We start from the raw sequence: 13,406 nt of genomic DNA, 5'->3' as shown, positions 1-13,406 counted from the left end.
CAATTAATGCAACTTTTTTGCGTTAGTGGATATATGCTCCCGGGTTATGGCCGCCATGCGAGCAGCGCGGGGCAGGGGAAACATCATGAGTGCCAAGGAGATGGTCCGTTTCGGTGGGCGCAGCGCGCGGATCCAGGCGGCGGTTCACCAGGCTGTCCGTGACCTCTCGGAAGAGATGGACCGGGCGGAGATCACCGTGCCCATGATTGCTGCACGCGCCGAGGTCACGCCCTCGACCATCTACCGGCGGTGGGGCGATCTTTCAGAACTGATGGCGGATGTCGCGGTTCAGCGCCTACGGCCGGTGGCGGACCCGGCGGATACCGGCGGGCTGTGGAGCGACCTTGAGGCATGGACGGAGCAATATCTCGAAGAGATGTCCTCGCCGCTCGGTCAGGGTCTGCTGCGCGACGTCCTCTCGACCCTTGGCCAGTCCGGCCGGCCTGAACAATGCTGCCAGTTCACCGTCCAGCACCTGGAAACCATCTGCGCCCGTGCGTCGGAGCGGGGCGAAGCGCCCTTCGATGTGGACGAGGCGATCGATCTCGTGGTGGCGCCGCTGGTCTACCATATCCTGTTCGGTGATCGGGAGATCGGCCCGGCCTATTGCTGTGACCTTGTGGAGCGCCTGAAGGCGCGCCAGCTCGTCGCGCTGCAGCCGTCTCAGACGCTGGCGGGTGTGCGGCGGAACGGATGAGATCCGGCATCTTCCACGCGTTGGAAGCCTTCGAGGGTCCAAGCCTGCTCGGCCGGCGTGCCGATCATGTTGCAGGAGACCGTACCGGGATAAAGGTTTTGCGGGTTCCGGTAGAAATTGTCGGCGCTGAACAGCGGCGGCAGGTGCCAGTGGAGCGCATAATTGTGGCTCCAGAGATATTCGATCAGGTCGCGTGACAGGTCCGGGCGGTCGTTCTCGACATAGAGAAGGGGCCGGGAGCGCGACAGGGTTTGCTGCGCGCCCTTCAGCACCGCCAACTCAAAACCTTCGACATCGATCTTGAGCAGCCCGACCAGCCGCTCGCCGACCATCGTATCGAGCGTGTGGCAGGGAACCGTCAGGCCGGCGCCGTTGGTTGCCTGAGAGACCGGAACGCCGCCGAAATTCTGGCGCGTGTGGATGTTCAGGATCGGGATCTGAACCGTGCTCTCCTGCTCGCCGCAGGCGGCATATTGGGTCAGCACGTTGGTCAGGCCATTGAGGGCCAGGTTCGCGCAAAGCTGCTGGAATACGAACAGTTGGGGCTCGACCGCGAGGAGCATTTGCGACTGCTGGGCGGCCAATTTCGCCAGCGGCACGGTGAGTGCGCCCATGTTGGCGCCCACTTCCACGATCATTCCCGGCGTGGTCGCCAACTGACGCAGCAACTCGAATTCCGCCGCGCTGTATTCGCCATAGGCGAGCAGCGACTGGCCGACATAGGCGTCATTCGGGTTGACCAGCATCGGCCCGTGCCGGGTCTGCCGGAGCAGATAGGGCGGGGGAATGGTCAGGTCGGAATGTTCGGAGGTCATGGGCGCCTGCGGGAAACGAGCTTGAGCCTGACGTCAGCTTTTCCCGTCGCTGCCGCATCTTGCCGGATGGGATACCGGCAAGATGCATCGCAACGGTGGCGTCAGGTGCCTGTGAAGACGGCCTTGCGCTTCTCCAGGAAGGAATTGATGCCCTCCTGGAAGTCGGCGCTCTCATAAACCACGCGGCGCATGTCCTGGATGCGCTCGAAGACCTGGGCAGCGATCGGCTGATAATCGGTGAGCACCCGCAACTGCTCCTTGATCACCGCCACCGCCAAAGGCGCCTTCGAGACCATGCCTTGCGCCAGCGCCAGGGTGAAGCTCTCAAGCTCCGCGGACGGCACGAGATGGTTCACGATATGCCACTTCGCCGCGTCTTCCGCCTTCAAGGGCGTCGCGGTGAAGAACATCTCCTTGATCAGGTTCATCGGCAGCCGGCCGATGAAATGCAGCAGGCCGGTGGTGTTGTAGGGCAGGCCGAGATTGACCGGCGTGATAGCAAAGCTCGCCGTCTCGTCCGCAACGATCATGTCGCAGGAAAGAACCAGGTCGAATGCGCCGCCCCACACCGTGCCGTGCACCATGGCGATGACCGGAACGGGGAGTTCGCGGATCGCCCGCAATGCCCGCTCCAGCGGATCGGCATATCCGAGCGGGTCTTCATGGCCTTTCGGCAGTTCCTTGATGTCGTGTCCCGCCGACCAGACGCTAAGTCCGGGCGCCGCTTTCAGGATCACCACGCGCACGTCTTTGGTGTCGAGGCCCTTCAGGCCCGCGATCAACGCGTCAAGCAAAGCCTTGCTCAGCGCGTTGCGCTTTGCGGCATTGTTGAGCGTCACTATGGCGACGCGGTCCTTGACCTCGACCGTCACCATCTCGGGGGCGGCGACTGCCGCCGGGGCAATATCGCTCAAGATGCGCTCCCCACGAATTCGGCCAGGATCTTGGCGCGGTCGGCGTCAAGCTCAGGCGGCGGGGAATAGGTGGACGGCTCCACGGCGCCAACGACCTTGATGGGATTTCCGGCCACCTTGATCTCGCCGGCAACCGGGTCCTGCACCGTGATGATCATGTTGCGAGCCGCCACCTGGGGCTCCAGCATCATGTGCGGCACGTCGTTGATCGGCGCGCAGGGCACGCCCTTGCCGTTCAATGCGTCGAGCCAGGCCGCCACCGACTTGGTCTTCAGCGTCGTCTCCATCTCGGCCTGGAGGGCGTCGATGTTGGTATGACGCAGGTCATTGCTCTTGAAGCGCGCGTCGGCGAGCAGGTCCGGGCGCTCCAGCGCCTGGGTCATCAGATCGAACAGATGGTCATTGCCCGCCGCGATGATGACGTTGCCGTCCTGCGCATCGAACGCCTGGAATGGCGCGATGGAGGGGTGGCGGGTGCCCTTCGGCCCCGGCACTTCGCCGGTTTTTGCATAGGCTGTGACGGCGTCTTCCAGGATCGCCACCTGGCAGTCGAGCATGGCGATGTCGATCTTGCTCGCGATGCCGGAAACGGCCCGCTTATAGAGCGCGGCGGTGATGCCGTTTGCGAGATAGATGCCGGCGGTGATGTCGCCGATGGAGATGCCGACGCGCGCTGGCGGCTGATTGGGATAGCCGGTCATGCTCATGACGCCGCCCATGCCCTGCACCACCATGTCATAGGCGGCACGCTTGGAGATCGGCCCGCTGTCGCCGAAGCCGGAGGCCGCGCCATAGATCAGGTGGGGGAATTTTTCGTGCAGCGTCTCCCAGCCGTAGCTGAGCTTTTCCATCGTCCCGGGACGATAGTTCTCGATCAGGACGTCCGCCTTCTCCAGCAACTTTTCGAATATCACCCTGTCGTCGGGGCTTTTCAGGTTGAGCGCGATGCTCTCCTTGTTGCAATTGATGGCGGAGAAATAGAGCGATTTGCCGTTGTAGAACGGGCCGAAGGCGCGGGAATCGTCACCAGTTCCGGGGATTTCCACCTTGATAACGCGGGCGCCCATATTCGCGAGCGTCATGGTGCAGAACGGTCCCGCAAGCACGCGGGACAGATCTATGATGGTCACGCCCGACAGCAGGCCGTCCGCAACCTTCTCGCCAGCGCCGCTCATGCCTTTTCCCCCCAACTCATTGTCGCGGCGACCCTAGCATGGGCACCGCGTCGCCTGTCAACGGGCCTAAATCATTGCCGAACAAGGGCAAGTCGGCATGCCGTGCGGTAGCAAGGTGGGGCGTATTGTCTGATCATGATTTCTCACGCACGTAGCGTCCCGGCGCGTCCTCGATAGCGTTGAACACGCCGCCGCCGACTTGTCGCGCGGGCACCTCGTCCGGATGCTGGTTGCTGAACCAATTCATCCAATCCGGCCACCAGGAGCCGGAATGCTCCTCGGCGGTCTTGAGCCAGTCCTCGTATTCCCCACCGACCGGCCCGCCGGTCCAGTGCTGGTACTTCTTCTTGGATGGCGGGTTCACCACGCCGGCGATGTGGCCGGACCCTGCGAGCACATAGCGCACCGGCCCGCCCAGCAGGCCGGCGCCGATGAAGGTGGAGCGGGCGGGGGCGATGTGGTCCTCGCGGGTCGCCAGCTCGTAGACCGGCAGCGTCACCTTCTTCATGTCGATGCGCACGCCGGCGATCTCCGCCAAACCCTTGGCGATATTGTTCTCGAGGTAGCAGTTGCGCAGATAATAGGAATGGTTCGCCGCCGGCATCCGGGTCGAATCCGCGTTCCAGAACAGCAGGTCGAACGGGAAGGGCGCTTTGCCCCTCATGTAATTGTTCACCACATAGGGCCAGATCAGATCGTTGGAGCGCAGCATGTTGAAGGCGCTCGCCATCTTGCGCCCTTCAAGATAGCCGAACTCCTTCATCCGCCGCTCCAGGACGGTGAGCTGCTCCTCGTCCACGAACACCTTGAGATCGCCGGCATAGGTGAAATCGATCTGGGTGGTGAGGAAGGTGGCGCTGGCGGCGCGGTTGTCGCCGGTCGCCGCCATATAGGCGAGCGTGACCGCCAGCAGCGTACCGCCGACGCAATAGCCGGTGAGATGCGCCTGCGGCTCGCCGGTGGCTTTCAGCACGGTATCCAGAGCGGCGAGAATGCCGTCGCGCATGTAGTCGTCGAAACCCTTGGCGGCGAGGCGCGCGTCGGGGTTCACCCAGGAGACGACAAACACCGTCAGGCCCTGGTCGACCAGCCATTTGATGTAGGACTTCTCGGGCGTCAGATCGAGAATGTAGAACTTATTGATCCACGGCGGCACCAGCAGCACCGGCACCTTCTTCACGTTTGGCGTGGTCGGTTCATACTGGATGAGCTGCATCAGCTCGGTTTCGAAGATCACCTTGCCCGGCGTCGTCGCGAGATTGCGGCCCACCTGGAATGCAGACATGTCGGTCTGCCGGATGCGCAGGTCGCCCTTGCCCTCGATCAGATCCTCGGTGAGGTTCTTCATGCCCCGCACGAGATTTTCGCCCGAGGAATTGAAGGTCTCGCGCAGCAGTTCGGGGTTGGTGAGAATGAAATTCGAGGGCGAGATGGCGGCGGTGAGCTGGCGGACCAGGAATTCCGCCTTGTGCTTGACGTGCGGATCGAGGCCTTCCGCCTCGTGCACCATGGCGTCGGCCCAGTTCGAGGTTACGAGATAAGTCTGCTTCAGCGCGTCGAAGAACGGGTTGGTCGTCCATTCCGCATCCTTGAAGCGGGCGTCCTTCGCGTCGGGCGCCACATTCGTGTCGTCGCCTTGCTCGCCGGACATCTTCTTCAGCGCTGAGGTCCAGACCCCGAGATAGCCCGACATCAGCCGTGACTGCGCTTCCACCATCCGTTGGGGATCGACCATCCAATAATTGGCGACGTTGCCGATGGTCTTCACCGCGTCGGCCACGTCGTCCGCCAGATCGTCCTTCTTTCCCGCCTCGCGGGGGCGGATATAGGCGGCGAGCGCCTTGCCGCCTTCTTCCACAAGCTGCGCGAGATTGTGGGCGAATGCGTCCATGTCGAGCTTTGCGGGACGGGGGTCCGTTGTGACTTCCTTGGCCGGCATGAAGCTTCCCTTGGTTGACGTCACATGAAAGGCGGACGTCTAACCCTGTATCGCGTTTCCTAGTTCGGGCATATTAACGAGGCTGAAGGCAACGGGCGAGGGCGGCGCTTGCTGCGAAGGTCGAAAAAAGTCCGGCGGGGAACTTAGATGGGACAGGTTCAAGACGGGTCGCGTAAGGACGGCACGCTTCGGCGTCTCCGGCTGGGGCTTCTGCTCGGGGCCGCGCTGGCGCTGTCGGGCTGCGCGACCGAAAGCGTGTTCGCCGTCTTCGACAAGGGGCCGGACGTGCCCAAAGCGCCGGAAGGCCAGTTCCCGACCTTTGCCCCGACCTCCACGATCAAGCGCCCGCCGGTGCTGGACGCGAAGGGTCAGGCCAGGATGGAAAGCGACCTGACCAACCTTGGCAAGCGAACCCAGCAAAAAGGCGAGGCGGCGGCCAAGGAAGCGCCTTGACGCAAGGGGTTCCGTTGAGCCATGACCATTCCTGAACGGAACAGCTCGGGGGAGCTTGTCCTTGGTCCAGGGTCAGGGTTCTGCGTTGGCGCGAGGCCCCATTCTCATCGTCGGATACGGCGGTATCGGTGATCACATCCGATGCTTCGCCCTCGCGCGACATGTGGCGGCGCTGTATCCCGACGCGCCCATCGATTTTCTCTGCCGCAGCCCGACCGACAAGCTGGTGCAGTTCGTGCCCGGCATCCGCAATGCTTTCGTGGACGATACGCCGCACGGCAAGATCGGCCTTTCCCACAAATTCCGTCTCGCGGCCCGCCTGCGTCAGCAGGGGTATCGCCGGGTCTATGTGGTCAGCCGCACGCTGAAAGCGGCCATTATTCCCTTTCTCGCCCGCATCCCGGAGCGGATCGGCTGGTTCGGCGAGGGGCGCGCGCTGCTCATCAATAAGGTGCGCACCGGAGAAGGCGCGATCTACGGCGAAACCGAGAAGGTCTGCGCGCTCGCCTTCTCCACCGGGAAATGCACCGGGCTGCTGCCGCCTGTGATGCGGGTGGACTGTGCCGCCCTGGCGGAATGGCAGCGGACCACCCTCGGCGGTGCGCCGACTGCACCCGTGCTCGCCATCGGCCCCGGCGCTTACAATCCCGCTCGCTTGTGGCCGGCGGAGCGGTTCGCCGACATCGCGCGGGATTTCGCGGGCCGAGGCTGGGATGTCTGGGTGTTGGGCGGACCGCGCGAGCGTGATGTGGCGCGGGCGATCGCCGAGGTGACACCGATCCGCGATTTCACCATGACGCCGCTCGACGACGCGCCGTTCCAGCTTGCCAGCGCCACCCTGTTCCTGGGCAACGATTCCGGCATGCTGCATATCGCGGGTGCGTTGGGCACACAGAGCGTCGGCCTGTTCGGCCCCACCGTGCTCGAGGTTACCGGTCCGCGCAATCCCGGCGTGGTCGAGGTGCGGCCGCCGAGCGGGAGCATCGATCTCGGCGACATTCCCGTGGCTTGGGTCGAAAAGGCCCTCTCCATGCGCTTTGCTTGCTTCGAGCGGGATATGGCGCTGACGGCTCGGGCGTCCTGAGCGCACGTTAGAGGGCGCTTACATTCGGGTGCGCCGACATGCCGATTGTCGGCGGCGGGCTTCCGGGGCATGTATCCGGCCCATGCGCGCGTTTCTTCCTTTCGCTTTGCTGGCGACGCTCTGCGTCACCCCGGCCCTGGCGGACCCCGACCTCGCCAAGGGCGCGCAATCCTTCCGCAAATGCATGCCGTGCCACGCTGTCGGCCCGGATGCGAAGCCCAAGGTGGGGCCCCCGCTCAACGGCATCGTGGGGCGTGCCTGGGCTCAGTTTCCCGGCTTCACCTATTCCCAGGATCTGAAGGCCGGGGGCGTTGCGGGCCGGGTGTGGGACGCGGCAACGCTTGATGCCTATCTCGCAAACCCGAAGGCTGTCGCGCCCGGCGGCCGCATGACCTTCTTCGGCATCAAGCCCGAGGCCGAGCGTGCCAACCTGATCGCCTATCTCAAGCAGTTTTCCGCCACGGGAGAAAAGCCATGAGCGATGCGCTGTCGCGTGCCCAAAGGTTGTTCGTGGCACAGGATCTGGGGGAGGGCGCCCAGTTCGCTCTCGCGCAAGATCAGGCCCATTACGTCTCGAACGTCATCCGCCTGCCGGTTGGCGGGGCGCTGCTGCTGTTCAACGGACGTGACGGGGAATGGCTCGCCCACCGCTCCGAAGGCATGAAGCGGGAGGTTCGTGTCACCGTGGAGCGGCGCCTGCGCGATCAGACGGCTCCGGGCCGCATCGACTATGCCTTTGCACCGCTGAAGCACGCCAGGCTCGACTATATGGTGCAGAAGGCGGTGGAGATGGGGGCGGGGCGGCTTTCGCCCGTCATCACGCGTCACACCCAGGTGAACCGGGTCAATCTGGAACGCATGCAGGCGAATGCCGTCGAGGCGGCCGAGCAATGCGGCATCCTCTCGCTTCCGGAGCTTGACGAGCCGTTGGCACTGGATCGCTGGTTCGCGGCGCTTCCAGCGGGTCAATTGCTGATCTTTTGCGACGAAGAGGCGACCCTGGCCGATCCTCTGGCGGCACTGCAACAGGCGCCGGACGGCCCCGCGACCCTGCTGATCGGCCCGGAAGGCGGCTTCTCCGCGGACGAGCGCGCCATGCTGCGAGGGAGGGAGCGGACCGTGGTGCTCTCGCTCGGTCCCCGCATCCTGCGGGCGGACACCGCTGCGGTCGCGGCTTTGGCGCTGGTTCAAGCTGCACGGGGTGATTTGCGCGGCTGAATGCCGGATTCGGGAGTAGGCTTCGCGGCTGGAGGTATGAAATCCCGCATTCCATTAGAATAAGAAAAGTTCCCGTCTCATTTAGAAAATATTTGCGCATTTTATAGGTTTTGTTAGATCGTCTGGAATGCCTTGTTGCTGCTAGTTATACTGCAACGCGAAGGCAGAACCCGTGTCTGTTGCGGTTTTTTGTGCCGCATTTCCGGCCTATTTTTCTTCACTCTCCACGCAACCGGAAACCAAGCAGTAGCGTTTAGGCGTTGCGTTGGCGGTATAGGTGGAGGGACAATCCATGTCGCAGGATTACCGTTTCGGCATCGAGGAAGAATTTTTTGTCGTCGATGCCGAATCGAATGCGGTTCAGCGCCGCATGCCGTCGGGCTTTTTCGATCACTTGAAAGAGACCCTCGGCGATTCCGTGACGGTCGAAATGCTTCAGTCGCAACTGGAAATCGCCACCCACCCGGCGACCCAGACCGGCAGCGCGCTTGAGGAGTTGCGCGATCTTCGTGGCCGCGCCGGGCGCGTGGCAGCGGAGCATGGGCTCGCCTTCATCGCCGCCGGCACCCACCCCACCGCCACCTGGGACGGCGGGCGCCACACCCAGGCAAACCGTTATGACGGCCTGATGCACGATTTGCAGATGCTCGGCGAGCGCAACATGGTGTGCGGCCTGCATGTGCATGTGGAACTGCCGGATCAGGACCTGCGGGTCAATGTGATGCGGCGCATCCTGCCCTATATCCCGCACTTCATCGCGCTGGCGACATCGTCCCCGTTCTGGAGTTCAAAACAGACCGGCCTCATGGGCTACCGGCTTGCCGCCTATGATGAACTGCCGCGCACCGGCCTGCCGGAACTGTTCGAGGACAATGCCGCCTATCAAGCCTATGTGGACGCACTGGTCTCGGCGCGGGCCATCACCGATTCAAGCTATATCTGGTGGGCGATCCGCCCCTCGGCGAAGCATCCGACCCTTGAGCTTCGCGCGCCGGATAGCTGCACGCGGGTGGAAGACACGATAGCCATCGCCGCGCTCTATCGCTCGCTTGTGCGCTTCCTGGTGCGCAATCCGGGCCACAACGCCGGGGTAAATTCGGTGGACCGGGCGATCGCCAATGAAAACAAATGGCGGGCGCAACGCTATGGCATCCACGGCTCGTTCGTGGACCGCGCGGAAGGGCGCGCCGTGCCAGTGCAGGATTCGGTGGAGCAGTTGATCTCCATGGTGGCAGCGGATGCGGAGGCGCTGGGGTCGTTCGACGCCCTGATGCACCTGCGGACCATCGCGTCAGGCGGCACCAGCGCGGACATGCAGATCGAGGTCTTCCAGGAAGCCCAGCACCGCACCGGCAATCGCGGCGAAGCGTTGAATGCGGTCAAGTCCTGGCTGGCTCAGGCGACGCTTCAGTAATCCTAGATCGACAAAACAGGTGGCGCGGCTCAGTTCAGGAGGTCGGGCCGCACCTGCCATCCGCCTTGGCCGTTTTCAGCAAGAGCTTCGTTCACCTTGGGGTGGCGCACCGGCTCGTCAGATGGGTCGAGTTCGAGGTTCTGCTCCGACACATAGGCCACGTACTCATTCTCCGCATTTTCGGCGAGCAGGTGGTAGAACGGCTGGTCCTTGTGGGGGCGGATTTCCTCGGGGATGGCGAGCCACCATTCATCCGTGTTGTCGAACACCGGATCGACGTCGAACACGATGCCGCGGAACGGAAAGTGCTTGTGCCGCACCACTTCGCCAATGCGGAACTTGGCGAGGCGCATGGGCGAACCGTCGGCCAGCGCCTGCTGCGCGGGCTCGGGCCGGGTGTCGAGTGTCCAGCTACCGGCTCCGGCGCGAGGCGACGGGGTGGAGACGTCTCTGGGCTTATAATCGTGCGGCATCGGCCGTCCCCTCTGAACTTTAACGCCCACTCACCCTAAAGGGCCCGCTTGCCCTAAGGGTCCCTTGGTCACAATCCATATACCTTCGCGAGGTCCGCGTCTTTCGCGGCGACAATGCGGGCGAGATCGACGATGACCTTGGCCTGCTTCCAGGTTGCGTCATCCTGCATCTTGCCGTCGATCATGACCGCGCCGGCACCATCCGGCATGGCCTCGAGAATCTTCAGCGCGAACGCAACCTCTCCGGGATCGGGGCTGAACACCCGCTTGGCGATGGCGATCTGGGTGGGGTGTAGCGTCCAGGCGCCGACGCAGCCCTGCAGGAAGGAGTTGCGGAACTGGCTCTCGCAGGCGGCGAGATCGCCGAAATCGCCGAATGGGCCGTAGAACGGCTTGATGGCGTTGGCGGCGCAGGCGTCCACCATCTTGCCGACGGTGTAGTGCCAGAGGTCCTGCTGGTATCCGGCGCGCGGGTTGTCGCCATCCGCATCGGCGAGAACCTTATAGTCGGGATGCCCGCCGCCGACGCGGGTGGTCTTCATGGCGCGCGAGGCGGCGAGATCGGCCGGGCCGAGGCTCATGCCGTGCATACGCGGGGAGGCTGCGGCGATCTCCTCGACATTCTTCACGCCCTCTGCGGTCTCCAGAATGGCGTGGATCAGGATCGGCTTGCCGATGGAATGGCGCGCTTCGAGTTGGGCCAGAAGCTGGTCGAGATAGGCGATGTCCCAGGGGCCATCCACCTTCGGCAGCATGATGACGTCGAGCTTGCCACCGATGGCGCTGACGATCTCGATCACGTCGTCCAGCGCCCAGGGGCTGTTGAGGGCGTTGATGCGGGTCCACAGGCCGGTGGTGCCGAAGTCCACGCTCTTGCCCATCTCGATGAAGCCATCGCGCGCGGCTTCCTTGGCGTCGATGGGAATCGCATCTTCAAGATTGCCGAGCACGACATCGACCTGCTTGGCGAGGTCGGGCACCTTGGCACGCAGCTTTTCCAGATGGGGCGGCACGAAATGAATCATGCGCTCCAGGCGCACCGGAAGTTCGCGATAGGGTGCGGGCGCACCGATGGCCAGCGGTTTGAAGAAATTGCGCGGCAGTTTCATTGGTATCCCCCCTCAACAGACTCAGAATGAGACAGGAGACGGGGGGCGGCAAGCCTCAAGTTGCATTGCAGCATGTTGATCTCTGAGGCGATTGCGCGCGCCGGCAGCAGCGAAAACAATGGGATGAGGCCACGGATCGACAGCGGCGAACGCCCGCGTTTGCCGGCCGGGCGCGGGGGGCTATAAGGCGCCATGCCCACCGACTCGTTCCTTCCCGTCCAGGACGGCCGTGTCCGCGATCCGGCGGACGTCCTGCGGCACGTCTTCGGCTACGAGGCGTTCCGGGGCCGACAGGCGGAGATCGTCGCCCACGTCACCGATGGCGGCGACGCGCTGGTGCTCATGCCAACCGGCGGCGGCAAATCCCTGTGCTATCAGGTCCCGGCCTTGGCGCGTGCCGGCACGGCCATCGTCATTTCTCCGCTGATCGCCCTGATGCACGATCAGGTTCAGGCCCTGCGCCAGCTTGGCGTCAGGGCGGCGGCACTCAATTCCTCGCTCGCGCCCGGCGAGGCGCGGCAGGTCGAGCGGGCGCTCGCCATGGGCGAGCTGGACCTGCTCTATGTCGCGCCAGAGCGGCTGCTGACAGATGGCTTCATGAGCCTTCTCCAGGGCGCAAAAATTGCCTTGTTCGCCATCGACGAGGCGCATTGCGTCTCGCAATGGGGACATGATTTCCGCCCGGAGTATCGCCAGCTCACGGTGCTCCACGAACGCTTTCCCTCGGTGCCGCGCATCGCGCTGACCGCCACGGCCGATGGTCCGACGCGGCGTGAGATCGTCGAGCGGCTGGGGCTGGAGGACGGGCGGGTGTTCCTGTCCTCCTTCGACCGGCCGAACATCCGCTATCGCATTGCCCCGAAGGCCACCCCGCGCCAGCAGTTGCGGGCCTTCCTCGATGCGCACGAGGGCGAGGCGGGCATCATCTATTGCATGAGCCGCGCGAAGGTGGAGGCGACCGCCGAGGCGCTGAACACCGAGGGGCGCACCGCCCTGCCGTACCATGCCGGGCTCGACGCCCAGGTCCGCGCCCGCAACCAGGATCGCTTCCTCAAGGAGGAGGGGGTCGTGATGGTGGCGACCATCGCCTTCGGCATGGGGATCGACAAGCCGGACGTGCGCTTCGTGGTCCATCTCGACCTGCCCAAGAGCATCGAGTCGTTCTATCAGGAGACCGGCCGCGCCGGCCGCGACGGGCTGCCCTCCGAAACCCTCATGCTCTACGGCATGGAGGATGTGGCGAAGCTGATCCAGTTCGTGGAAGCATCCGACGCCCCCGATGCGCGCAAGCGCGTCGAGCGCAGCAAGCTCGATGCGCTGATCGGCCTGTGCGAGACCGCGAGCTGCCGGCGTCTGGTGATGCTGTCTTATTTCGACGAGCAGTTGGACGAGCCCTGCGGGAATTGCGACACCTGCCTGGAGCCGGTGCGCACCTATGACGGCACGCAGGCGGTGCAGAAGCTGCTTTCCTGCGTCTACCGCACCGGCGAGAAGTTCGGCGCCGGGCATTTGGTGGACGTGCTCACCGGCACCACCAACGAGAAGGTGACGAAATTCGGCCACCAGACCCTTTCCACCTTCGGCATCGGCAGCGATGTGTCGAAAGACGAATGGCGCGCCATCGTCCGACAGGTGGTTTCCATGGGCCTGCTGAGCGTCGATGTGGAGGGGCACGGAGGCCTCAGCCTCACGGCGGCGTGCCGGCCCGTGCTGCGGGGCGAGCGGAAAGTCGAACTGAAGGCCGAGACCCGTGTGCGCGCCGCCCGCGTCACCGGCGGCGGCCGCGCGCCAAAGGCGGCGTTGGCGGACCCCGGCGACGAAGGGCTCTATCAAAAACTGCGTGCCTTGCGCCTGGAATTGGCGAAGGCGCAGGGCGTCCCGCCTTATGTGATCTTCCACGACGCCACCTTGATGGAGATGGCGCGCCTGCGTCCGCGCTCGCTCACCGCCTTCGGAGATGTCTCCGGCGTCGGCCAGGCAAAACTGGACCGCTACGGCGCGCAATTCCTTGCGGTGGTGCGGGAAGGGTAGAAACAGGGCGTCGGCGGTTTCCAATGCCGTTGCCTCGCAATTCCCCGGCTTGCTATAGGCGAGGGGCGGGGCGCCGTCGGGTGC

At 64.1% G+C, this 13,406-nt stretch carries 13 protein-coding genes; 7 read left to right on the top strand and 6 right to left on the bottom strand.

Features of this window, described 5'->3' with window-relative positions; genetic code table 11:
* Positions 1–85: 85 nt before the first annotated feature.
* Entirely contained in the window at positions 86–697 is a 612-nt protein-coding gene (locus ADADO0_RS19775) for a TetR-like C-terminal domain-containing protein (RefSeq protein ID WP_511306916.1), read from the top strand.
* Here ADADO0_RS19775 and ADADO0_RS19770 read toward each other — a convergent pair.
* From ADADO0_RS19770 to phaC, 4 genes are all read right to left on the bottom strand, one after another.
* Positions 664–1,512: an FkbM family methyltransferase gene (locus ADADO0_RS19770; protein WP_511306915.1), complete on the bottom strand. Its 849-nt coding sequence runs from the start codon at positions 1,510–1,512 to the stop codon at positions 664–666. The genes ADADO0_RS19775 and ADADO0_RS19770 overlap by 34 nt on opposite strands.
* 101 nt (positions 1,513–1,613) lie before the next feature.
* On the bottom strand, positions 1,614–2,426 hold the full coding sequence (scpB, locus tag ADADO0_RS19765) for a methylmalonyl-CoA decarboxylase (RefSeq protein WP_511306914.1): 813 nt from the start codon (positions 2,424–2,426) through the stop codon (positions 1,614–1,616).
* Entirely contained in the window at positions 2,423–3,601 is a 1,179-nt protein-coding gene (locus ADADO0_RS19760) for a CaiB/BaiF CoA transferase family protein (protein ID WP_511306913.1), read from the bottom strand. The genes scpB and ADADO0_RS19760 overlap by 4 nt, the downstream gene beginning before the upstream one ends.
* 133 nt (positions 3,602–3,734) lie before the next feature.
* The gene (gene phaC / locus ADADO0_RS19755) at positions 3,735–5,540 is read right to left on the bottom strand and encodes a class I poly(R)-hydroxyalkanoic acid synthase (RefSeq protein ID WP_511306912.1); all 1,806 of its coding nucleotides are present in this window, start codon (positions 5,538–5,540) and stop codon (positions 3,735–3,737) included.
* A gap of 147 nt (positions 5,541–5,687) precedes the next feature.
* Between phaC and ADADO0_RS19750 the strand changes: the two genes are divergently transcribed.
* From ADADO0_RS19750 to ADADO0_RS19730, 5 genes are all read left to right on the top strand, one after another.
* Entirely contained in the window at positions 5,688–5,993 is a 306-nt protein-coding gene (locus ADADO0_RS19750; RefSeq protein WP_511306911.1) for a hypothetical protein, read from the top strand.
* 61 nt (positions 5,994–6,054) lie between these two features.
* Complete coding sequence (gene waaF, locus ADADO0_RS19745) at positions 6,055–7,077, top strand: lipopolysaccharide heptosyltransferase II (RefSeq protein WP_511306910.1); 1,023 nt, start codon at positions 6,055–6,057, stop codon at positions 7,075–7,077.
* Positions 7,078–7,159: 82 nt separating this feature from the next.
* Positions 7,160–7,555 carry a c-type cytochrome gene (locus tag ADADO0_RS19740; protein ID WP_511306909.1) on the top strand — a complete coding sequence of 132 codons (396 nt, stop codon included), beginning with the start codon at positions 7,160–7,162 and terminating at the stop codon, positions 7,553–7,555.
* Positions 7,552–8,295, top strand: a complete 744-nt coding sequence (locus ADADO0_RS19735; protein ID WP_511306908.1) for a 16S rRNA (uracil(1498)-N(3))-methyltransferase — start codon at positions 7,552–7,554, stop codon at positions 8,293–8,295. The genes ADADO0_RS19740 and ADADO0_RS19735 overlap by 4 nt, the downstream gene beginning before the upstream one ends.
* A gap of 292 nt (positions 8,296–8,587) precedes the next feature.
* Complete coding sequence (locus ADADO0_RS19730; protein ID WP_511306907.1) at positions 8,588–9,709, top strand: carboxylate-amine ligase; 1,122 nt, start codon at positions 8,588–8,590, stop codon at positions 9,707–9,709.
* 29 nt (positions 9,710–9,738) lie between these two features.
* On the opposite strand, the gene hspQ is transcribed toward ADADO0_RS19730, so the two are convergent.
* Positions 9,739–10,062 (bottom strand): heat shock protein HspQ, encoded by a 324-nt coding sequence (gene hspQ / locus ADADO0_RS19725; protein ID WP_511307231.1) that lies wholly within the window; start codon positions 10,060–10,062, stop codon positions 9,739–9,741.
* Positions 10,063–10,250: 188 nt separating this feature from the next.
* A complete protein-coding gene (locus ADADO0_RS19720) occupies positions 10,251–11,291 on the bottom strand; it encodes an HpcH/HpaI aldolase/citrate lyase family protein (RefSeq protein WP_511306906.1) in 1,041 nt (346 codons plus the stop codon).
* Between the two features lie 192 nt (positions 11,292–11,483).
* Here ADADO0_RS19720 and recQ point away from each other — a divergent pair, with 192 nt between their 5' ends.
* Positions 11,484–13,322 carry a DNA helicase RecQ gene (gene recQ / locus ADADO0_RS19715; RefSeq protein ID WP_511306905.1) on the top strand — a complete coding sequence of 613 codons (1,839 nt, stop codon included), beginning with the start codon at positions 11,484–11,486 and terminating at the stop codon, positions 13,320–13,322.
* Positions 13,323–13,406: the final 84 nt, after the last annotated feature.

The sequence above is a fragment of the Aquabacter sp. genome, from assembly GCF_965279295.1.
GTDB lineage: Bacteria > Pseudomonadota > Alphaproteobacteria > Rhizobiales > Xanthobacteraceae > Aquabacter.
This window is presented reverse-complemented; position numbering and strand designations above follow the sequence as displayed.